We start from the raw sequence: 509 nt of genomic DNA, 5'->3' as shown, positions 1-509 counted from the left end.
ACAACCACCGACTGAAGTCGGTGGGTTAGTGACTTACGGACTGAAAGTCCGGATACGCGTCGACTGAACGACGCGTCGGATCAGTCAGGCTCCATCCTGAAATTATCGTTCGGGCTCGGCTCAAAATGATGCTCCAGATACTGCTTGATCATCTCTTCCGTCATCTGCCCAACCGTCGCGCAAAAGTACCCGCGAGCCCAAAAATGCTGCCCCCAATAGCGCTTTTTCAGATGGGGAAACTCCTCGAAAAGCTTGCTCGCCGTACGCCCCTTGATCCGCCTCATGATCTCACTCGGCGCCAAATTCGGCGGACTGCTCACCAGAATATGCACGTGATCCTTGCTCACCACACCTTTCACAATCCGAATTTCAAATGCTTCGCACGTCTGTCTCACCAGCTCTCGCACTCGCTCAGCAACCTCACCGCTGAGCACCTTGTATCGGTACTTAGTCACCCAAACAAAGTGATACTCGATCTGGTAGACCGTATGACTGCCGTATCTGTAATC

The 509-nt window shown here is 52.8% G+C and carries 1 protein-coding gene; it reads right to left on the bottom strand.

From position 1 onward, the window contains the following. Nucleotides 1–80: 80 nt before the first annotated feature. The coding region (gene tnpA / locus DBO86_RS13450) for an IS200/IS605 family transposase (protein ID WP_146173169.1) at nucleotides 81–509 on the bottom strand (429 nt) is incomplete at its 5' end.

The sequence above is a fragment of the Ectopseudomonas oleovorans genome (assembly GCF_003052605.1).
GTDB lineage: Bacteria > Pseudomonadota > Gammaproteobacteria > Pseudomonadales > Pseudomonadaceae > Aquipseudomonas > Aquipseudomonas oleovorans_A.
The sequence above is the reverse complement of the archived record's forward strand: the minus strand, read 5'-3'. Positions and strand labels throughout refer to the sequence as shown.